Below are 18931 nucleotides of genomic sequence, written 5' to 3' on the forward strand. Positions count from 1 at the left end.
AAGGGTACGCCTGCATCGGATGAAGCTCAACGGGCACGCGGTGAGCGCTTACTGCGGCAGCAGGTGAGCGACGAGCGGATACAGCGACAGGATCAGCAGCACGGCCATCGTCACGTTGAAGATGCGCAATGCGCGGCGGTTCGACAGGAAGCGCCGGAGGCCCAAGCCGAAGGCCGCCCACAGGCTGATGCACGGGAAACCGATCAGCACGAACACGACGGCCATCCATGCGGCGTTGATTCCGTAGTCGGCGGACAGGCGGATCGTCGTCGCGGCGGTCAGCACCATCATCCACGCCTTCGGATTGACCCACTGGAACGCGGCGGCTTCGACGAACGTCAGCGGCCGCGGCTTGCCGCCGTGCGCCTTCACTTCGCCGGACGTGCCGATGCGCCATGCGAGGTACAGCAGATACGCGACGCTCGCGATTTCGAGAATCGTATACAGCAGCGGCACACGCTTGAACGCTTCGCCGAGACCGAAACCGACGCAGAGCATCAGGATCGCGACGCCGATGCTGATGCCGAGCAGATGCGGCACCGTGCGACGGAAACCGAAGTTGACGCCGGATGCGAGCAGCATCGTGTTGTTCGGGCCGGGCGTGATCGACGTGACGAGCGCGAACAGCATGCCGGCAGGCAGCGCGCTGAGGGTCAGGAATTCCATCGCGGGTTCTCCGTTTTCGAAGCAGGGCTGGGATGGAGCCAGTTTAGCGACGGTTTTCTGTACAGTACCGGTACGGTTTGTCAGGCGGGTGCCGGTACGGGTGTGGCGGGCTGCGCCGCGTGTACATAGCGCTGTGTTGCAAGCTCCCGGAAAAGACCACCGCGGTTTCCGATATGTGGTCTGTCGGTGCGAAGCAGCGATCGAGCGACACAGGGCGCGACTTTCCAACGAGCGCTTTTCTGAGAATTTTCGTGTCGAAGGACACGTTTTCCAAGGAGCGTAGCGGGCGTCGCTTTTAAAAGGCTTGGAAGTAACTGATTTTTCTACGACGTCAAAAACATATTCTTGTGAGTGCCACGACCGGCCCGCGCACCTTCGAACCAGACGATCGGATACGCGTGCCGTGCATATCCGCCGGCCGACTATGACGACGCGGCACAAAGGCCCTTTGTCTTGACCGGATCGCCTCGTCGAACGACTGGCCCAACGGCCGATTAAAACCCGTCACCTCCGCTTTGGATCGGAATCCTCGCTTTCGACCCGCACGCCGTGCGCGCGCACTTCCTGCTCGAGCAGCGCTTTTGCGGCCTGCCACGCGCGGCCCGCGGACGCCGAGTCGTTGAACGCTCTCGCTTCGACCGTCGCGCCGTCGAGCAGCATCATATAAACGGTCGCCAAGCGTTTGGCAGTTTCCGGCGAAACGAGATCCGCGAGCAGTTCGGCGATCCATTCGACCATCTTGCGGCGATAACGGATCGCGACGTCCGAGATCGGCGAGTACGCCGTACCGAATTCGGCCAACGCGCGCTCGAACAGGCAGCCGGCGAATGCCGGCGTATTGAACCACGCTTCGTACCAGTCGAAGATCGTCTTCACGCGCTCGACCGGATCGGTCACGTGCTGCAGCTGCGCGTCGATACTGCCGACGATCATGTCGTAACGCTGGATCAGCACTTCGCGGATCAGATCGTCCTTGCTCGGAAAATGCCGGTACAGCGTCATTCGCGCGACACGGGAATCGTCGATGATCCAGTCGACGCCGACCGGATGAAAGCCGTGCTTGGAGAACAGTTCGGTAGCAGTATCGACTACCAATTGGCGTTTGCTGGCTCGCACGAACGGCTCCCTCCTTGATCCTTCGACTGCACAGACTGCGCATTCTACATCGTACCGATCGGTCACATTGGATCCGGACGCGCGCGTTTCGGGATCGAGCGTCGCCCGCAATATACGGTCGTAAGTTATCTTGACTATTAGATAGACCGATATGTATCATTTGAAACCAGAAAAAGAGGTGCCTGCTTTGGACAAGCGGGACCTGAGCCGATAAGCCGGCGGTTTCGCGTCGCTGCTATGGCGCGCGCGGTTTCGCGCGACGGAGCGAATCGGGGGCGGCATGCGCGGGTGCGTTTCTGCGCGGTCTTCGATTTCCGCGGTTGCAGCGGCATGGCAAGACGAAAAGAGAACCTGAGAGTGCGTTGGAACGCATGTCGGCGTCGGCGAACCATTCGCCGCGCCGCGCGCAAACCGGGTGCGCGCTCGCGGGGGTGGAAAGCGCGAAGCAGTGCGGCGCGAATAAAACGTGAGGAAAGTCCAATGTATCGCCGTTTAGCCGCACCGGGGCTGCTGCTGCTGTTGGCCGCGTGCGCGCAGGATCCGTCGGTCACCAGCAAGACGGTACGGATCTGCGACGACACCGGGTGTTTCGATCGGCCCAAAGATCAGGTTTCCTACCCAAAGAAAGACGAAGCGGACGGGCACGAGGACGCGCGCATCGCCGCGCTCAAGCAGGCCGCGAAGACGCAGCCGAAGGCCGCATACGACCTCGGGCTGCGCTACTTCCGCGGCGACGGCGTGCGCCAGGACAGCTACCAGGCGCTGAAATGGATGCGCGAGGCGGCCGAGCGCGGCGATCTGAACGCGCAGAAGGCGCTGGGCAGTTTCTACCTGTTCGGTCTGGAGGAAATGGGCTCCGATCCGCGCGAGGCGGACAAGTGGCTGTCGATCGCGGCCGCGCGCGGCGACAAGGAATCGAAGAAGCTGCTGGCGCTCGCGCGCGACGCGAAGAAGCAAGACGAAGACGACTGGAAATGGCGCACGCAATGGCGTGACGTCTATTACGGCTACTGGTACTCGGGCTATCCGTACTACGGCGTGTGGCAGCAGACGTACTGGTACGGGTATTGACCGGGCATTCAGCAACGGGGGCAGCCGCGGGGAGACCACCATCGCGCGCCACACCGGGGGGGCTTATCGAAGTTCGCACGAACCCATAAGCCGAACGACGACTCTATCGATCGATAACGACATGAAGACCATTTTTTCCCAACGACTGACTCGAGGTGCGCTGGCGGCAGCGCTGTGCGCATCGGTGGCCGGCTGCGGCGGCATGGTGACGTCCGGCGGGCAGAACGCGGGCGTGACGGGAGCGGCCGCGGGCGGCACGAGTGCGGGGGCCGACACGCAGCTGCAGCGGTGCGCGTCGCCGCTGGGCACGATCGCGGTGGACGACGGGCGCAACGCGGACTGGTGGGGCCCGTTCGGCAGCGCGACGAAGGTGACGAGCATCGATCCGCTGCTGCGGCTGGCGGTGCAGCAGTCGAACTGCTTCGTGATCACGTCGCTGGGCAACCAGAAGACGGACGCGCGGCTGTCGCGCATCACGCAGCTGCAGCGCAACTCGGGCGAATACCGGGCGGGCTCGAAGCAGCAGAAGGGTCAGCGGGTGGCGGCGGACTACTACATGGAGCCGCAGATCGTGATCAGCGATTCGCCGATCGGAGGGATCGGCAGCATGATCGGCGGGCTGATCGGCAACAGCGCGGTGGCGGCGGTGGCGGGACATTTGCAGACGAAGGCGTCGGTGGTGACGCTGACGCTGTTCGACGTCCGCTCGGCGGTGCAGATCGCGGCGGCCGAGGGCAGCTCGACGGCGACGAACTACGGCGCGGCGCTGGGCGGGTTGGGCGGCGGCGTGGGCGGCGGGCTGGCGGGCTTCTCGACGACGCCGGAGGGCAAGGCGACGGTGGTGGCGTTCATCGATGCGTGGAACAAGATGGTCGTCGCGCTGCGCAGCTACAAGGCGCAGGACGTGAAGGGCGGGCTGGGCCGCGGCGGGCAGTTGCAGGTCAACTGACGTTCGATGGACGGCCGGCGCCGGAGCGCCGGTCGACTTCCTGTCGGGCGAACCAGCGTGCGCGCGGTGCGATCCGCGCGTACCGGCTTCGCTGGTGGAACGCGCGACGCGCGAGCGAAGCGGTTCTTCGATGTGCGGCGCGCGGTTGCGATATCGCGTGCCTCCGGCGTGCACGACGCGTCGCGCATGCCTTTTACCGCCGGCCCGCACGCCGGCGCTTTTTTTGCTGTTCGCCGACGAAGCGGCGGATTCGCCGTAACGCGCAGCGTGCACGTGCCAGCGATCGCCATCGGCTGTATCGGTCCGCATCGCGCGATCGGACGTCGTCACGACGGCGTTCGCCGGCCGGCCGCACGTCACCCGTTCGCGAAGATCCCCGCATACGCGCTCAACGCCGGCACGCCGCCGAGGTGCGCATACAGCACCTTCGATCCGGGCTCGAATTCGCCGCGCCGTACCTTGTCGATCATCCCGTGCATCGATTTGCCTTCGTACACGGGATCGGTCAGCACGCCTTCGAGCCGCGCGCACAGACGAATCGCGTCGAGCGTGCCGTCGTTCGGCAGCCCGTATTCCGGGCCCGCATAGCGCGTGTCGAGCACGACGTCGCGGTCGCCGATGTCGCGCCCGAGATCGACCAGCTCGGCCGTGTGCCGCGCGATCCGCGTGATCTGTTCGCGCGTGCGCTCGGGCGTCGCCGACGCATCGATGCCGATCACGCGATCCGCGCGTCCGTCGGCCGCGAAGCCGACCACCATGCCCGCCTGCGTGCTGCCCGTCACCGAGCACACGACGATGTAGTCGAACCGGAAACCGAGCTGCGCCTCCTGCGCGCGCACTTCTTCCGCGAAGCCGACGAACCCGAGGCCGCCGAGCGGATGCTCGGAGCAGCCGGCCGGAATCGGATACGGCTTGCCGCCCGCCTGCCGCACGCTCTCCATCGCTTCTTCCCAGCTGCGGCGAATGCCGATGTCGAAGCCGTCGTCGACCAGCCGCACGTCGGCGCCCATCATCCGCGACAACTGGATGTTGCCGACGCGGCCGTACACCGGATCGTCATAGTTGACCCAGTGCTCCTGCACGAGCACGCACTTCATGCCGAGATGCGCGGCGACGGCCGCGACCTGGCGTGTCTGGTTCGACTGCACGCCGCCGATCGACACGAGCGTGTCCGCGTGCTGCGCGAGCGCGTCGGGGACCAGATATTCGAGCTTGCGCGTCTTGTTGCCGCCGAACGCGAGGCCGCTGTTGCAGTCCTCGCGCTTCGCGTACAGCTCGACCTTGCCGCCCAGATGCGCGCTCAGGCGCTTGAGCGGCTGGATCGGCGTCGGGCCGAACGTCAGCGGATAACGGGGGAAGCGTTGCAGGTTCATCGGCGTGCTCCGGAAAGCGGTGGCGGAAGGGGGCGAAGCGCGGCGGCCGGCCGCATCGTCGCTCGGGAAAATGATAGGCAGCACCGCGCGAAATGAGCTTGCGAAATAAAACGCCGGAATCTACGTTACGTCATTGATGCCGGCATTCGGAAAAATTTCACTTCGTCGAAGAGGGAAAACACGCAATGAAATTAGAACGAAACGCGGCCGCGTCCGCCGACGCCGCACCGGCGCTCGACCGCATCGACCGCGCGATCCTGCGGCAGCTGCAGCAGGACGCATCGATCTCGAACGTGAGCCTCGCCGCGAAGGTGAAGCTCAGCGCGCCCGCGTGCCTGCGGCGCGTCGAACGGCTGAAGGAAATGGGGCTGATCCGCGGGATCGTCGCGCTGCTCGATCCGAAGTCGCTCGGCGCCGGCATGCTGGTCGTGATCGGCTTCGTGCTCGACCGCTCGACGCCGGAGGCGTTCGCCGCATTCGAGAAGGCCGCGCAAAAGGTGTCGGGATGCGTCGAATGCCATGTCGTGACCGGCGAATTCGACTACTTCATGCTCGTGCGTACGCGCGACAACGAGAGCTTCAATCGGCTGCACGCGGAACAGCTGCTGTATCTGCCGGGCGTGCGGCAAGTGCGCTCGTTCATGGTGCTGAAAGAAATCCTGTCGACGCACGCGCTGCCGTTGTAGCGCGCCACGTACGCCGCGGCCGCGCCGATTCCGCGCGCGGCTTCACCGTCGATACGCCGTTTGCCGCTCTTCACTATCATGCACGGACGCATTGCTTCGCCGCGTTCGCGCGAGCGAAGCGTGCCCGGATGCTGGCATGTCGCGACAACCAACCTGTGAGGGCATCATGGCAAGACAGACGATGGCGGAATACCTGGCGAAGACGCTCGCGGCCGCGGGCGTCGAACGGATCTGGGGCGTGACCGGCGACAGCCTGAACGGTCTGTCGTTCAGCCTGAGCCAGCTCGGCTCGATTCGCTGGATGCACACACGGCACGAGGAAAGCGCCGCGTTCGCGGCGGGCGCCGATGCGGCATCGACCGGGCGGCTCGCGGTATGCGCGGGCAGCTGCGGCCCCGGCAACCTGCACCTGATCAACGGGCTGTACGACTGTCACCGCAATCATCAGCCGGTGCTCGCGATCGCGGCCCATATTCCGTCGACCGAGATCGGGCTCGGCTACTTCCAGGAAACCCACCCGCAGGAGCTGTTCCGCGAGTGCAGCCATTTCGCGGAGCTGGTGACCAATGCGTCGCAATTTCCGCGTGTGCTCGCGCGCGCGATGCGCACCGCGATCGAGGAGCGCGGCGTCGCGGTGATCGTGCTGCCCGGCGATATCGCGCTCGGCGACGGGCCGGACGAAGCGCCGTCATGGACCGAATCGGCGCCGCCGTCGATCGTGCCGGCGGACGCCGATCTCGACCGGCTCGCCGCGCTGCTCGATGCGTCCGACGCGGTCACGCTGCTGTGCGGCAGCGGCACGCAGGGCGCGCACGACGAAGTGGTCGCGCTCGCCGATACGCTCGGCGCGCCGGTCGTGCACGCACTGCGCGGCAAGCAGTTCGTCGAATGGGGCAACCCGTTCGACGTCGGGATGACCGGGCTGATCGGATTCAGCTCCGGTTATCACGCGATGGAATCGTGCGACACGCTGCTGATGCTCGGCACCGATTTCCCGTACCGGCCGTTCTATCCGACCGGCGCGAAGATCGTGCAGATCGACTGGAAGGGCTCGCAGCTCGGCCATCGCGCGCCGCTCGCGCTCGGTCTCGTCGGCACCGTGAAGGAAACGATCGCGGCGCTGCTGCCGCGGCTCACGCGCAAGACGCAGCGGCGCTTCCTCGAGAACGCGCTGAAGCACTACGCGGCCGCGCGCAAGAGCCTCGACGATCTCGCGGTGGCCGAGCCGCCGGGCCGCGCGATCCATCCGCAATATCTGACGAAGATCGTCGACGAAGTCGCGGCCGACGACGCGATCTTCACGGCCGACGTCGGCACGCCGACGCTGTGGGCCGCGCGCTATCTGACGATGAACGGCAAGCGGCAGCTGCACGGTTCGTTCAATCACGGCTCGATGGCGAACGCGATGCCGCAGGCGCTCGGTGCGCAGGGCGCGCATCCGGGGCGGCAGGTCGTGTCGCTGTCCGGCGACGGCGGATTGTCGATGCTGCTCGGCGATCTGCTGAGCGCGCGCCAGCTGAATCTGCCGATCAAGGTCGTCGTGTACAACAACAGCCTGCTCGGCTTCGTGTCGATGGAGCTGAAGGCGGCCGGCTATCTCGACACGAACGTCGACCTGAGCGCGACCGATTTCGCGGCGATCGCGAAGGGCGCGGGCATCTTCAGCGTACGTGTCGAGCATTCGGAGAACGTCGAGCACGCATTGCGCACCGCGTTCGCGCACGACGGGCCGGCGGTCGTCGACGTCGTGACGTCGAAGTACGAGCTCGCGATGCCGCCGAAGATCGAGCTCGCGCATGCGAAGGGTTTCAGCCTGTTCATGCTGCGCGCGATCCTGAGCGGACGCGGCGACGAGATTGTCGAGCTGGCGAGAACCAATCTGCGGTGAACGGCGGCGGCGCGGGCGTGCGATAGCCGGCGCGCGGTGCGCCGTGGTGCCGAGTATCTGGACGGGCCGCGATTCGCCGCCGGCTTCGGGGCGGCCCGGCCCGGGTGCGGGTGCTGCCGGTTTTTCGGCGGCATCGACGTGTGCATGCCGGTCGCGCGACGGATGCTTTCGCAGCGAAACCGATGCGGACGCGGCCGGACGGTGCGCGCAAGCCGGTCCGTACCGGCGCGCAATCGTGCTGCCGGCGTGTCGACGTTCGCTGTGTCATGCGCCCGCCGCCCGCATCGAATGCTCGATCGGCCGAGCCCCGCTGCGCAACGTGCGAACGGTGGTCGCCACGGCGATTCGCTGACCCGCCGGATTCGCTTCACTGCTCCAATCGACGCGAGCGGGCGGCCGCGCCCGCTCGTCGTTGCGTTCGCCGGTGCCTCTCCTTGCCTTCCTGCCTCGCGTCGCATCGTGTCGAACCGCGCCGCGCGGCATGCCGGCCGCGCTTCCGGCTGCCGCTCCGGCACCCCCGATGTTCTGCTCCGCGACCGGGTTCCCGGGCGTACATGCCGTTTTTTCACCCCCAAGGCGTTTTTTTGCACGACATCGACGCGTAATGCGCGAAGCTGCGGACATGTCGAATCGATGAGCCGGCAGCGATCCGCTAGACCGGTCCCGTTCGCCGGCTTCGTGTGTGGATGACGCGGCGCACGAACTGCGGCCGCGCGGCGCGCCGTGAGCGTCGTGCGGCCCGTGCCACGCGGCTTCGGCTCGCGCGGCGCTCGACGGAGCCGCGCGTGATCAGGCACTGCGGCGGGCCGCGCGGCAGTCGCGTCGAGTCGTCGACGCGCGGCGCTGCTGGAGCACGCGCCGCGCGAGCGTCTGCGACGACGGGAACAGCCCTTGCTCGTTCGATCCGCCGCTGCGCGCCGTGTCTTTCTATCGGTCGACAGCGGTTTGTGCGCCGCGTCGTATGCGACGGCGCTCCTGACTACGGAGGGTCCATGTACCTTACGGAAGAAGTACGCACCGCGCGCCCCGCAAGCCGGCGCGCGCGTGCCGCGGTGCTGCCGTCGGGCCGGCAGCTCGCGCGGCAGATCATGATGACGGTTCGCGCGGCGGACGTGCTGCTGCGCCAGACCGTCCACGTGCCCGAGCGTCACGAGTGGTCGGTCGACATCGAACGCGTCGAGGCCGCCGGCGGGCCGCTTGCCGCGTGGGATTCCCACGTGACGTTCCGCATCGGCAAGACGTGTACGTCCGACGTCGATGCGAACGCGCGCGCCGCCGATCCGCAGCAGATCGCGGTCGAGATCCGGCTGTTTCTTCCCGAGCAGGCTTATGTCGGCGAGCAGCGCATCGGCGTGTTCGGCCGGCGGCACGGCAACCGGTTCGGCGCGACGATGTCGGTGACGGCCGGATCGCAGTGGGGCGGCCGACGCAACGAATACGTGCCGCCCGCCGTGCGGCACGTGCACGGCGATACGCTCGAAGCGCTCGTCGACACGGTCGCGGCGATCGTCAATACCGCGTTGCGCGGGGCCGGATACGGCCTCCAGGGTCATTCGTGACGCCGCAGCGGCGCAACGCAGCAGACGCTACCTTCCCGACGAACGCAGCGGTATAGCGCCGGCGCGTGAAGCGTCGCTTCACGCGCGGCGCGCGGCGCACGTCACGCGCCGTGCCGATCGGCACGGGTAAATCCTCGTTCAAGCATCGGCCGCCTGCCCGGTCTGCCGCTGCAGATCCTCCATCAACTGTTCCGCGAGAAAGTCGCACGGCGGCCGCTTCGATTTCGTGCTGCGCGCCAGAATCAGCTCGAGCGGCGGCAGGTCGGGCAGCCCGTGCGAACGGCCGAGCATCGACAATTGCGCGGGAATCGCGCAGCGCGCGAGCGGCGCGACCGCGAGGCCGGCCTCGACCATGCTGAGCAGCCCGAGCAGGCTCGGACTTTCATATGACGTGCGGTAGGGCACTTTCGCGCGTTCGAGGCTGCGGATCGCGTTTTCGCGCGCGACGCTGCCCGGCATGAACACCGCGATCGGCAGCGGACGCTCTTCCCACACGCGCGGCCCGTTCGTCATCGCGGCCCACGCCATCGGCTCGTGGCGGACGAAGTCGCCGGACAATCCCTTCACGCGCGTGCCGCACACCAGATCGACCGTGCCGTCCTTCAGCAGCGGTGCGAGCGCGCTGCTCGGCAGACCGATCACCTGGATCTCCACCTTCGGATACGTCGCGGAGAACTTCTTCAGCACCGACGGCAGCAGCGACGACGCATAGTCGTCCGGCACGCCGATCACCACCTTGCCGGTCACTTCCGGCCGCACCACGGCGGCCCATGCTTCGTCGCGCAGCGCGAGCATTCGTCTGGCGAATCCGAGCAGCACCTCGCCTTCGCGCGTCAGCACGATGCTGCGCGGCTTGCGCACGAACAGCGGCCGTCCGATCGCGTCCTCGAGACTCTTGATCTGCATGCTCACGGCCGACTGCGAGCGGTTCACGGCTTCGGCCGCGCGGGTCATGTTGCCGGTCTCCGCAACGGCGACGACGGTCGCCAGCACGTCGTGATCGAGCATCTTCATCGGTATCAGAAAAGCTGAAGGTAACGATCAGCATTATGCGTTTTTATTGTTGATATGTGTCTGCCATAGTCGAATCACGCCGGCTTGTACGGCATACCGAATCGAACCGGAAGAGTGGTGTATCGATCATCCGTTGCGCGCCGAGGCCGCGCACGACGCGGTGCCCGTGCGCGCGGCGGCGCTGAAGCAGGCAAGTTGAAACGTCGCATATCGAAGGAGTGGAGATGACTTTTACGCAAACGCAGCCGGAGTTTTTCAGCGACGTCGACGCGTTCGACGAACCGACGTGGGACGACGCAGGCGCGCCGGAAGCGCCGCGCGTGACTTCATATCGGGCGGTGCTGCAGGAGCCGATGACGTCGCTCGTCGGAAATGCGATCGACCGGCCGGATATCGCTGCGGTCGCGATTCTCGGGTACAACTGACGCGGGCTCGAAAGCGATCTGCCGTCGCGCCCCCAAATCACCTCACCGCCGCCGCACGCTCGACGATCATGTCGTACAACGCGCGTGCCGCCGGCGACAGCTGCGCGCTTCGTCGCGCGACGAGCACGAGCGTGCGCGACACCGCCGGCTCGACGAGTTCGATCGTGCGAATCATCGGATACGCATTCTTCTGGATCGCGAGCTTCGGCACGACCGCCGCACCGAGCCCTTCGGCGACGAGCCCGAGCGCCGTCGAACTGCGCTGCACCTCGTAGAACGAATGCAGCGATACGCCGCTCGTCTTCAGCGCGCCGTCGAGCAGCCCGCGATTGCCGCTCACTTCGCCGGCGAAGATCAGCGGATGCGGCTGCAGCGCCGCCCAGCGCAGGCGCCGCCGTTTCGCGAGCGGATGATCGTCGCGGCAGACGAGCACGTACGGATCGTCGGCGAGCGGCACGCTGACGAGCTCCGGATGCTGATCGCCGGCGATGCCGATCCCGAATTCCGCTTCGCGCCGCAGCACGGCCTGCAGCACCGAGGCGGATGCGTGATCGAGAATCTTCACGCGATCGTGCGGTCGATGAGCGGAGAACGCACGAAGGATACGCGGCAGATATTGGACGCCGACGGTCGGCACGCACGCGATCGTGACGTCGCCGCGCTGGCTCAGGCCGGTCTCGCGGATTTCGGTGAGCGCGTCCGACAGCTCGTTGAGCAGCCGCCGCGCCTGCGGCAGGAAGCGCCGCCCGATCTCGGTCAGCGTCGTCCGGCGCGTCGTGCGTTCGATCAGCGCGACACCGAGAAACGACTCGAGCTTGCGCAGCCGCTGCGTGACGGCGGTCTGCGTCACGTGCAGCGTGTCGGCCGCCTGTCTGAAGCTGCCGCCGTCGGCGATCGCGACGAATGCCTGCACGCCCAACGTATCGATTTTCATCAGAAATTTGAATCAATAACGATATTAAATTCATTTTACTGAAGGACGACGCAATCGCAGAATGCGCTGCATCGGCGGCCGCGCGGTGTCCTGCCAACCCACGGCGACGCCGTCATGCCGACAAGGAGGATTACCGTGACGATCTCGCTGGATCAATACGCGCATCAGTATGTGCAGTTCGAAGACGAACGTACGCGGCCGGTGCGCGATCTGCTGGCCGCCGTGCCGAACACGCCGATTCGTACCGCGATCGACATCGGCTGCGGGCCCGGCAATTCGACCGAAGCGCTGCTCGCGCGCGCACCCGACGCGACGGTTCGCGGCATCGATGCGTCGCCCGACATGATCGCGGCCGCGCGCAAACGCCTGCCGGCGCTGCGTTTCGATATCGCCGATATCTCCACGTGGGACGATCCGGGTGGCTACGATCTGATCCTCGCAAACGCGGTGCTGCAGTGGGTGCCCGCGCACGACACGCTGTTTCCGAAACTCGTCGGCCGCCTCGCGCCGGGCGGCCACCTCGCGGTGCAGATGCCCGACAACCTCGACGAGCCCGCGCACCGGCTGATGCGCGACATCGCCGCGGACGGACCGTGGGCCGACAAGCTGGCCGGCGCGGCGCGCACCGAGCGCTTCGACGCGCGCCACTACTACACGCTGCTGTCGCCGCTGTGCTCGCGCGTGGACGTATGGCGCACGACTTACCACCATCCGCTGCGCGGCGGCGCGGATGCGGTCGTCGAATGGTTCAAGGGCAGCGCGTTGCGGCCGTTCCTCGCGGCGCTCGACGAGCGCGAACGCGGCGCGTTCATCGCGCGCTATCGCGATGCCGTTGCGGGGCCGAACGGCTATCCGACACTCGACGACGGGACGGTGCTGCTGCCGTTTCCGCGACTGTTCATCGTCGCGACGCGGAAGTAGCGCGGCGCGGGCGGCCGCCGTCAGGATATCGCGCGTACCGAAGCCGGATCGACGGTCCGGCTCTTCGCGGTCTGACCGTCGCGCAGATCCTTGTACCAGAACAGCGCGGTTTCTCCGTCGTGCTCGCCGTCCGCATACAGATAGCGGTCGTGCCCGCCGAGGACGAAGCCCGCGCGCGCGTACGTGCAGCACGCCGCGACGTTGTTCGCCTGCGTTTCCAGCCGCATGAAGCCGAACCCGCGGCTGCGCGACCACGCTTCCGCGGCGGCCAGCAGCAGCTGGCCGATGCCTTGCCGTCGGCACGCGCGATCGACGGCAAGCTCCGCGATCTCCGCCATCCCGTTCCAGCTCTCGGTGATCGCGACGAATCCGGCGAGGCGTCCGCCGGCGGTCGCGCGAAACAGCGCCGTCCTGCCCGACGCTTCGCGCGCCCAGCCGGCCGGATCGAAGCCGTAGTCCTTGCGCCGGACCGGCAGCGCGCGCAGATCGAGCAGATCCCGATACGGCGGGTTGAGCTCCCACGCGATTTCGAACGAAAAGTCGCAGCCATCCAGTTCGTCGGCGGGAAGATCGGTCGCCTGTTCGATGCTGATGTGCTCGGCTCGGTCCATGTGTCGGTGTCCTGTCTTGGCGGGATTCGCGTCGTTGCACGGCCGTGCGCGGTCGGCGGCGCGGCGATGCCGGGCATCGTGCCCGTTCAACTGCGCGATTATGCGGGATATCGACATGCAGGCCGCCGTCGGTCGTCGGTCGCACGCCGGCACGCATACGCGAACATCGTTCGGCGAGATGATCGGCGTTGACAGCGGGACAGGCTGCGCGCGTCTTGCGCCAGTCTGCAGACGATCGCCGGCAGGTGCGAAAACGGTGAGCCGCGTGCGGCTTCGGTCGGCCGGCCGTGTCGAAGGTATGCGCGCCGTATGTCGGCCCACGTGGTTCACCGACACCCGCGTGCGTAAACGCACGTCGAGCCGGGGCGGCCAATCTGCGAGCAGACGTGACGAACCGTTGCGCGGTGCGACGAACGGAACGCGGTCCGGCAACCCGCTTGGTTGCGCGTGCACCGGTTCTTCGGATAGGTCGCGATCGGTACGCCGGCTGCGAACACGACCGCGCTCGCGTCCAGCGTCATTACGGCAGGCCGCGTTTTGCGGTCATCGACGTTGCCGCCGTGTAACCGCGTGCGATCAAATCGGATGGACCGCGACCGATACGTCAGCCGCGAACACGACCGCATCCGCGTCCTGCGCCGTGACAGCCGTCGTTGCTATGCGACGCCCGGTGTCGTTCCCGAGCAGTCACGCAACCTCAATCTGCCGGCATGCGCACCGCGTGCCGTCCACCGCACGGCTGTCGATGTAATCGCTCACGCAGGCCGCGTATAGAGCGTGGACGGCACTGCATCATCGCAGGCCCCGAGCGTCCGTAGCGCGACCGACCACGCCGCCGATCATTCGGTCAATCGACCGCGCGCATCGCGTGACGCAGCTCCTGATAGCTGCGCAGGCCGGCCATGCCGAGTTCGCGGCCGATTCCGCTGAGGCCGAGTCCGCCCCAGCACACGTGCGGGTAGATCAGCTGCGGCGCGTTGATCCACACGAGCCCCGCGCGCAAGCGCGCCTGAAACCGCTTCGCGGCTGCCGCATCGCGCGTGACGACGGTCGCGACGAGCCCGTAGCGCGTGTCGTTGGCGAGCGCGATCGCGTCGTCGTCGGTGCGGAACGATTTCACGCATGCTACCGGGCCGAACACCTCGTCGGTCCACAGCACGTTGTCCGCGGCCGGCTCGGCGATCACGACGGGCGCGATGAAGAAGCCGTCGCCCGCGGTGTCTGCGACGCGGCCGGTGAAGGCCACGCGTGCGCCCGACGCGATTCCACGTTCGAGCATCGCGTGCACGCGCGCGCGCTGCGCAGCCGAGATCATCGGCCCCATCGCGGCGCGTTCCATGTCCGGCGGCGCAACGACGAGCGCGCGCACGGCCGTCTCGAACGCGGCCATGAAGCGGCGGTACACGCTGTCGTGCACGAGGATGCGCGCGGTTGCCGAGCACATCTGGCCCGCGTTCGTGAATGCGCCGGCCACCGCGAGCGACACGGCGACGTCGACGTCTGCGTCGTCGCGCACGATCAGCGACGACTTGCCGCCGAGTTCGAGCGTCACGCGCTTCATGTCGTGCGCGGCTGCGCGCATCACGTTGCGGCCGGCGGCCGTGCTGCCGGTAAACGAGATCTTGTCGACGAGCGGATGCGCGGTCAGCAGCGCGCCGACGTCGGCGCCGCCGTTGACGACGTTCACGACGCCGGCCGGCACGCCGGCCTGCGCGACGATGTCGAGCAGCGCATGCTCGGCCGGCGACGTCAGCTCGGAAGGCTTCAGCACGACCGTGCAGCCGGCCGCGAGCGCGGGCGCGAGCTTCCACGCGGTCGTGACCATCGGGAAGTTCCACGGCACGATCAGCGCGGCCACGCCGACCGCGTCGTGGAAACGTTCGGCCGCGACGGCACCGTTCGGCAGCGCGACCGGCTCGGCTGCGAACGTCGCCGGATCTTCACACAGCGCCGCGTAGTACGCGAACGTCGCGGCGACGTCGCCGACGTCCGCGTCGGCCTCGAACCGCGGCTTGCCGCTCACCTGCATTTGCAGCGCGGCAAGGCGTTCGCGCTCGGCTTCGACGCGCTCGGCGATCTTCGCGAGCGCGCGGCCGCGTTCGACGGGCGGCGTGTCGCGCCAGCCGGCGAACGCATCGTGCGCGGTGCGCACCGCGGCATCGACGTGCGCTTCGGTCGCGAACGCCTGCCAGCCGATCGCTGCGCCGGTCGACGCGTTGAAGATCGGCGCGCCTGCTCCGTCGGTCTGCGCGGCGACGGGCACGCCCGCGATGCGTGCGGCGGGCGGCACGAGCGGCGCGGCGCAACGTGAAAGGTCGGTGGCGGACATGAAGGTTTCCTGTCGAACGGGTTAGCGGTATGCGGCGGCCGGCATCGCGCAGCGCATGCCGGACGCGATGCGTGCGCCGACGAAGCGCGCGGCGGCGAAGTCCGCAACGCCGGCATGCGGGATACGGCGCGCGGGTCGCCGCCGCAATGCTGCCGACGCGCGGCATCCGCCGTCGCGCATCGCGTCGTTCCCATCGCGGTGCATCGAACCGGCTCGCTTCGCAAACGAAAACGATCGGCCGATGGTAGAGGACAACGCGGACGCGAAGATCTTGAAGTCGCAACGTTTACATCGACGGGCGTCGATGCAAGCCGTGCGCCGGCATCGCGCGGCGGCGTCGAACCTGCAGCAGCGGTCAGCCGGCGATCGCGCGCAACGAGCCGTCGTCGCGACGTCCGGCCGTGTCCGGCAGCGCGGTGACGGCCGAACCCCACGCGACGAGTTCGCGCTTCGTGCGCACGCAGAGCTTCATGAACGCCCGCTTCACGTACGACTCGGCCGACGCGACGCGTACGCCGAGAATCGCGGCAGTCTCGGGCACGGTCTTGCCGGAGATCAGATGCTTGCAGGTTTCGTATTCGCGCTTCGACAGCTTCACGCCGTCGGCGGCGATCCGCGCATCGAACTGCGCGAGCGGATGAACGTCGGGTGCCGGATGCGCGACGCGTCGCGCGGCGGTCGTCGACGCGTGCAGCTCGAGCAGCGGAAACAGCACGTCGCTGACGCTGCGAAAACGGTTCATTTCCGCGAGCGTGAACGGCGGCCGGTCGCGGCCGCGTTCGAGCGCGATCGAATGCTGTGCATAGCGCGTGCCGCGTGCGAGCACGCATTCGTGTGCGATGCGCACGTCGTCGAACAGTCGCTGGCGGAATTCACCGGGCGGAATCGCCGCGATGTCGCGCACGACGAGCATCGTGCCGGTCTTGCCGCGCAGCCCCGCGAACAGCGGATCGCGATCGAAGAAGCGCTCGTAGTAGAGCGTCATCACGTCGGAGATTTCCGACGTCGCGGTACCGATCCCGCTGCTGCCGATCCATTCGCAGCGGTAGCCGGTGGGCATCGTGCCGTCGACGCGCGAGCGTTCGACGTGCGCGACGTCGAGCGGCACCACGTCGTTCAGCAGTTGCGTGAGACGCGGCACGAAGTGCGGCGTGCCGACCGTTTCGATCAGCTCGCCGAGCGCCTTGAACGACACGCCGGCGCGGTCGGTGTCGCGATGAAGGGGGTTCACGTCGAGCAGCATGCGGTCCCCTGATGAAAAGCCGGCGGGATTCTAACGTCGGCCAAAAAAGACGTCATTAGGGGGAAATACCGGCGCACGTTTGTGTGGTGCACACGCGACCGAAAGCGTGCTTGTCCCCCCCGAAGGGGGGCATACCGGCGCGACGCCGATGCGTACCTTTGTCCGTACTTTTTCAATCGACGGACGAAGATCCAGATGACCCAAAAACTGATCAAGGACATCGTGCCGCTCGGCGCACGCATCGGCGAATTCACGAAGCTCGACTTCGGGATGGACGAAAGCGACTGGCGCGCGGCCGAAGGCAGCAGCGGCAACTACATCGTCGGCTGGTGGGAGGGCAAGGTCGGCGCGGTCGAGTTTCCGGCAACCGCAGCCGACGAAGCGGTGTGGCTCGTCGAAGGCCGCATCGCGCTGACCGACGTCGAAGGCAACCGCAAGGAATTCGCGTCCGGCGACGGCTATCTGCTGCCGGCCGGCTTCGCGGGGCGCTGGGAGACGATCGAGGACGCGAAGAAGTTCTACGTGCTGCTCGAGAAATCGTGATGCGGGCGGCCGCCGCGCCGGTGCCGTTGCCTGGCGACCAGCGCCGCACGGCGGCTGCGTTTTCGATCGACCGCAAGCTATGACGGCTGGGATCATGGAAATGGAAGTCAACGAAGCAACACGCGGCACGCCGGGCGCTGCGGCTGCGCGGCGCGCCGAGCCGCTCGTGCCGGACATCGACGACGCGCTCGCGAATACGAAGCTGTTCCCTTACTGGCTCGACGACCCTGCCGCACCCGCAACGGAGCCCGTGCTCGCGGGCGACGCGACGGCCGACCTGCTGATCGTCGGCGGCGGCTTCACCGGGCTGTGGGCGGCCGTGCAGGCGAAGGAGCAGATGCCGCACCTGAACGTCGTGCTGATCGAAGCCGGCAAGGTCGCGCACGGCGCGTCGGGCCGCGCGGGCGGGATCGTCTCGACGTCGGTCATGCACGGCTTGCCGAACGCGGTGCGCGTGTTCCCGAACGACATCGCGCAGCTCGAGCAGTTCGGCCATCGCAACCTCGACGGTTTCGAGGACACGCTGACGCGCTACGGCATCGATGCCGACGTCGAATGGAACGGCGAGATGACGGTCGCGGTCGATCCCGAGCACGTCGCGCAACTGCAGGCCGACTACGATCTGCATCGCCGGTACGGCCACGACGTCGTGCTGCTCGATCGCGACGACACGCGTGCGCAGCTGAACTCGCCGCTGTTCGCGGGCGCGCTGTGGTCGCGCAATCGCAGCGGGATCGTGCATCCGGCGAAGCTCGCGTGGGGGCTCAAGCGCGCGGCGCTGTCGCTCGGCGTGAAGCTGTACGAGCACACGCCGCTCGTCGCCGTGGCCGACGAAGGCCGCACGGTGGCCGTGAAGACGCCGAACGGCAGCGTGCGCGCGCCGCGCGTGGTGTTCGGCAGCGGCACCGCGAAGGTCGGGATCGCGGACATCAACCGCCGCGTGATGCAGGTGCGCGACCACGTGCTCGCGACCGAGCCGCTGACCGACGAACAGCTCGCGCGGATCGGCTGGAAGAACCGGCAGGGCGTGTACGACACGCGCACGCAGCTCAACTATTTCCGGCTGACGAAGGACAACCGGATCATCTTCGGCGGCCTGGTCAGCTATCACTTCGACGGCGATCCGGAGCCGCATCAGGACGGCCGGCGCGAAACCTATCATCGGCTCGCGCATGCGTTCTATCGCACCTTCCCGCAGCTGCGCGACGTGCGTTTCTCGCACGCATGGGGCGGCCCGATCGACTACTGTTCGCGCGGGTCGGTGTTCGCGAAGCGCTATCTCGGCGGCAAGGCCGTGTTCGTCGCCGGCTATACGGGCTTCGGCGTCGCCGCGAGCCGGTTCGGCGCGTTCATGGGGCTGAACATCCTGTTCGATCGCGACAGCCCCGAGCGCAAGCTCGACATCGCGAACCGGAGCCCGAGCTACATTCCGCCGGAACCGATGCGCTGGATCGCCGCGAAGATCACGTTCCATGCGTTCGACGGCGCGGACGCCGAAGGCGGCTGGAAGCGCGCGTGGATCAACGGGATCAAGGCGATGGGCTTTCCGATGTAGGCGGCGCGTCGCGTACGGCGTGCGCCGCTGCCGATGGCGGCGCGCGTC

Annotated in this window: 17 protein-coding genes; 9 read left to right on the plus strand and 8 right to left on the minus strand. The window is 67.3% G+C overall.

Annotated elements, in window-relative coordinates; all coding sequences use genetic code 11:
- Window positions 1-48 precede the first annotated feature (48 nt).
- Both BUB20358_RS00660 and BUB20358_RS00665 read right to left on the minus strand, forming a co-directional pair.
- The gene (locus BUB20358_RS00660; RefSeq protein WP_006766760.1) at window positions 49-666 is read right to left on the minus strand and encodes a LysE family translocator; all 618 of its coding nucleotides are present in this window, start codon (window positions 664-666) and stop codon (window positions 49-51) included.
- Between the two features lie 504 nt (window positions 667-1170).
- Window positions 1171-1782 carry a TetR/AcrR family transcriptional regulator gene (locus BUB20358_RS00665; protein ID WP_045552282.1) on the minus strand — a complete coding sequence of 204 codons (612 nt, stop codon included), beginning with the start codon at window positions 1780-1782 and terminating at the stop codon, window positions 1171-1173.
- 480 nt (window positions 1783-2262) lie between these two features.
- Here BUB20358_RS00665 and BUB20358_RS00670 point away from each other — a divergent pair, with 480 nt between their 5' ends.
- A complete protein-coding gene (locus BUB20358_RS00670; RefSeq protein ID WP_006766762.1) occupies window positions 2263-2853 on the plus strand; it encodes a tetratricopeptide repeat protein in 591 nt (196 codons plus the stop codon).
- A 121-nt stretch (window positions 2854-2974) separates the two neighbouring features.
- Window positions 2975-3802 carry a hypothetical protein gene (locus BUB20358_RS00675; protein ID WP_035974865.1) on the plus strand — a complete coding sequence of 276 codons (828 nt, stop codon included), beginning with the start codon at window positions 2975-2977 and terminating at the stop codon, window positions 3800-3802.
- A gap of 356 nt (window positions 3803-4158) precedes the next feature.
- Here BUB20358_RS00675 and BUB20358_RS00680 read toward each other — a convergent pair whose 3' ends face one another.
- Window positions 4159-5175: a 1-aminocyclopropane-1-carboxylate deaminase gene (locus BUB20358_RS00680; RefSeq protein ID WP_006766764.1), complete on the minus strand. Its 1017-nt coding sequence runs from the start codon at window positions 5173-5175 to the stop codon at window positions 4159-4161.
- 185 nt (window positions 5176-5360) lie between these two features.
- Between BUB20358_RS00680 and BUB20358_RS00685 the strand changes: the two genes are divergently transcribed.
- From BUB20358_RS00685 to BUB20358_RS00695, 3 genes are all read left to right on the plus strand, one after another.
- Complete coding sequence (locus BUB20358_RS00685; protein ID WP_006766765.1) at window positions 5361-5861, plus strand: Lrp/AsnC family transcriptional regulator; 501 nt, start codon at window positions 5361-5363, stop codon at window positions 5859-5861.
- 166 nt (window positions 5862-6027) lie between these two features.
- Entirely contained in the window at window positions 6028-7749 is a 1722-nt protein-coding gene (gene poxB, locus BUB20358_RS00690) for a ubiquinone-dependent pyruvate dehydrogenase (RefSeq protein ID WP_006766766.1), read from the plus strand.
- A gap of 992 nt (window positions 7750-8741) precedes the next feature.
- Complete coding sequence (locus tag BUB20358_RS00695; RefSeq protein ID WP_006766767.1) at window positions 8742-9308, plus strand: hypothetical protein; 567 nt, start codon at window positions 8742-8744, stop codon at window positions 9306-9308.
- A gap of 138 nt (window positions 9309-9446) precedes the next feature.
- On the opposite strand, the gene BUB20358_RS00700 is transcribed toward BUB20358_RS00695, so the two are convergent.
- Complete coding sequence (locus BUB20358_RS00700) at window positions 9447-10322, minus strand: LysR family transcriptional regulator (protein WP_006766768.1); 876 nt, start codon at window positions 10320-10322, stop codon at window positions 9447-9449.
- A gap of 224 nt (window positions 10323-10546) precedes the next feature.
- Between BUB20358_RS00700 and BUB20358_RS00705 the strand changes: the two genes are divergently transcribed.
- A complete protein-coding gene (locus BUB20358_RS00705) occupies window positions 10547-10747 on the plus strand; it encodes a hypothetical protein (protein ID WP_035974866.1) in 201 nt (66 codons plus the stop codon).
- Between the two features lie 37 nt (window positions 10748-10784).
- Here BUB20358_RS00705 and BUB20358_RS00710 read toward each other — a convergent pair whose 3' ends face one another.
- Window positions 10785-11681: a LysR family transcriptional regulator gene (locus BUB20358_RS00710; protein WP_006766770.1), complete on the minus strand. Its 897-nt coding sequence runs from the start codon at window positions 11679-11681 to the stop codon at window positions 10785-10787.
- 135 nt (window positions 11682-11816) lie between these two features.
- Between BUB20358_RS00710 and tam the strand changes: the two genes are divergently transcribed.
- Window positions 11817-12602, plus strand: coding sequence for a trans-aconitate 2-methyltransferase (gene tam, locus BUB20358_RS00715; RefSeq protein ID WP_035974868.1), 786 nt, complete (start codon window positions 11817-11819; stop codon window positions 12600-12602).
- A gap of 20 nt (window positions 12603-12622) precedes the next feature.
- On the opposite strand, the gene BUB20358_RS00720 is transcribed toward tam, so the two are convergent.
- The 3 genes from BUB20358_RS00720 to BUB20358_RS00730 all read right to left on the minus strand — a co-directional run bounded on the left by BUB20358_RS00720 (window position 12623) and on the right by BUB20358_RS00730 (window position 16785).
- Window positions 12623-13213: a GNAT family N-acetyltransferase gene (locus BUB20358_RS00720; RefSeq protein ID WP_006766772.1), complete on the minus strand. Its 591-nt coding sequence runs from the start codon at window positions 13211-13213 to the stop codon at window positions 12623-12625.
- Between the two features lie 847 nt (window positions 13214-14060).
- Entirely contained in the window at window positions 14061-15542 is a 1482-nt protein-coding gene (locus tag BUB20358_RS00725) for an aldehyde dehydrogenase family protein (protein ID WP_006766773.1), read from the minus strand.
- 355 nt (window positions 15543-15897) lie between these two features.
- A complete protein-coding gene (locus BUB20358_RS00730) occupies window positions 15898-16785 on the minus strand; it encodes a helix-turn-helix transcriptional regulator (RefSeq protein WP_006766774.1) in 888 nt (295 codons plus the stop codon).
- Window positions 16786-16980: 195 nt separating this feature from the next.
- On the opposite strand from BUB20358_RS00730, the gene BUB20358_RS00735 reads away from it, so the two are divergent.
- Entirely contained in the window at window positions 16981-17328 is a 348-nt protein-coding gene (locus BUB20358_RS00735; RefSeq protein WP_035974871.1) for a cupin domain-containing protein, read from the plus strand.
- A gap of 94 nt (window positions 17329-17422) precedes the next feature.
- Entirely contained in the window at window positions 17423-18883 is a 1461-nt protein-coding gene (locus BUB20358_RS00740; protein WP_035974872.1) for an NAD(P)/FAD-dependent oxidoreductase, read from the plus strand.
- The last annotated feature ends 48 nt before the right edge of the window (window positions 18884-18931 follow it).

This window comes from Burkholderia dolosa, from assembly GCF_902499135.1.
GTDB lineage: Bacteria > Pseudomonadota > Gammaproteobacteria > Burkholderiales > Burkholderiaceae > Burkholderia > Burkholderia dolosa.

Bases quoted from the DNA above. Each gene is read 5' to 3' on its own strand.
- BUB20358_RS00725 (WP_006766773.1), bottom strand. From the start codon at position 15,542: ATGTCCGCCACCGACCTTTCACGTTGCGCCGCGCCGCTCGTGCCGCCC.
- BUB20358_RS00720 (WP_006766772.1), bottom strand. From the start codon at position 13,213: ATGGACCGAGCCGAGCACATCAGCATCGAACAGGCGACCGATCTTCCC.
- BUB20358_RS00740 (WP_035974872.1), top strand. From the start codon at position 17,423: ATGGAAATGGAAGTCAACGAAGCAACACGCGGCACGCCGGGCGCTGCG.
- BUB20358_RS00735 (WP_035974871.1), top strand. From the start codon at position 16,981: ATGACCCAAAAACTGATCAAGGACATCGTGCCGCTCGGCGCACGCATC.
- poxB (WP_006766766.1), top strand. From the start codon at position 6,028: ATGGCAAGACAGACGATGGCGGAATACCTGGCGAAGACGCTCGCGGCC.
- BUB20358_RS00670 (WP_006766762.1), top strand. From the start codon at position 2,263: ATGTATCGCCGTTTAGCCGCACCGGGGCTGCTGCTGCTGTTGGCCGCG.
- BUB20358_RS00685 (WP_006766765.1), top strand. From the start codon at position 5,361: ATGAAATTAGAACGAAACGCGGCCGCGTCCGCCGACGCCGCACCGGCG.
- BUB20358_RS00695 (WP_006766767.1), top strand. From the start codon at position 8,742: ATGTACCTTACGGAAGAAGTACGCACCGCGCGCCCCGCAAGCCGGCGC.
- BUB20358_RS00680 (WP_006766764.1), bottom strand. From the start codon at position 5,175: ATGAACCTGCAACGCTTCCCCCGTTATCCGCTGACGTTCGGCCCGACG.
- BUB20358_RS00660 (WP_006766760.1), bottom strand. From the start codon at position 666: ATGGAATTCCTGACCCTCAGCGCGCTGCCTGCCGGCATGCTGTTCGCG.
- BUB20358_RS00730 (WP_006766774.1), bottom strand. From the start codon at position 16,785: ATGCTGCTCGACGTGAACCCCCTTCATCGCGACACCGACCGCGCCGGC.
- BUB20358_RS00710 (WP_006766770.1), bottom strand. From the start codon at position 11,681: ATGAAAATCGATACGTTGGGCGTGCAGGCATTCGTCGCGATCGCCGAC.
- BUB20358_RS00705 (WP_035974866.1), top strand. From the start codon at position 10,547: ATGACTTTTACGCAAACGCAGCCGGAGTTTTTCAGCGACGTCGACGCG.
- BUB20358_RS00675 (WP_035974865.1), top strand. From the start codon at position 2,975: ATGAAGACCATTTTTTCCCAACGACTGACTCGAGGTGCGCTGGCGGCA.
- BUB20358_RS00700 (WP_006766768.1), bottom strand. From the start codon at position 10,322: ATGAAGATGCTCGATCACGACGTGCTGGCGACCGTCGTCGCCGTTGCG.